This window comes from Parendozoicomonas callyspongiae (assembly GCF_023502345.1).
Lineage (GTDB): Bacteria > Pseudomonadota > Gammaproteobacteria > Pseudomonadales > Endozoicomonadaceae > Sansalvadorimonas > Sansalvadorimonas callyspongiae.
Window position 1 is genome coordinate 1 of the sequence record NZ_JAMFLX010000150.1, and the last position, 518, is coordinate 518.

General features: G+C 48.1%; 1 protein-coding gene. It reads left to right on the forward strand.

What is annotated here, in order from left to right; genetic code table 11:
- Positions 1 to 134 precede the first annotated feature (134 nt).
- Positions 135 to 518: hypothetical protein (locus M3P05_RS20725; protein ID WP_249702052.1), on the forward strand; the 384-nt coding region annotated here is incomplete at its 3' end.

The window sequence follows — 518 nt, forward strand, 5'->3', positions numbered from 1 at the left end:
GCGTTACCCGCGTTGGGGGAATCAATAGTCACAAGTCATCGTAAAATCCGCCAAAAGTCTTTAACCTCAGCCCTTTCAAAGCTGGCGATCAGCAATGGAGTTGATTCGTGCAATGCCAGTATCAGCAAAAGGAATTGCTGCAGGTTTATCTTCGCTGGCAGGCGGTAGCGTGCTCAACTAATTTATCTCTATCGTGCAAACGCCAGCACAAACATTGTGCAACCAGTGGTTCAACAAAGCTGGCAGTCAGCATCGGAGTTTTTCACGGTTTTAGTCCTGATGGTTCAGCAATTCAACGTGTTTCTCCGGCAAATATTTTCTGGCTGCTTCCCAGTTGTGCCAGCGCCAGCAAAGTGCTCCCAAGGTTTCGCGGTGCTGCCAGTTCAATATTCAACGGCAAGCCTTTCACATTTGCGTGGTGTAAAAATCAGGGTAAATTCAGCACCGCTATTCACTATCTCAAAGCTGGCAGGCAAGGCCGCAGTTGGTTCCAGTTTTCTTGGTTGGTCAGCAAACAA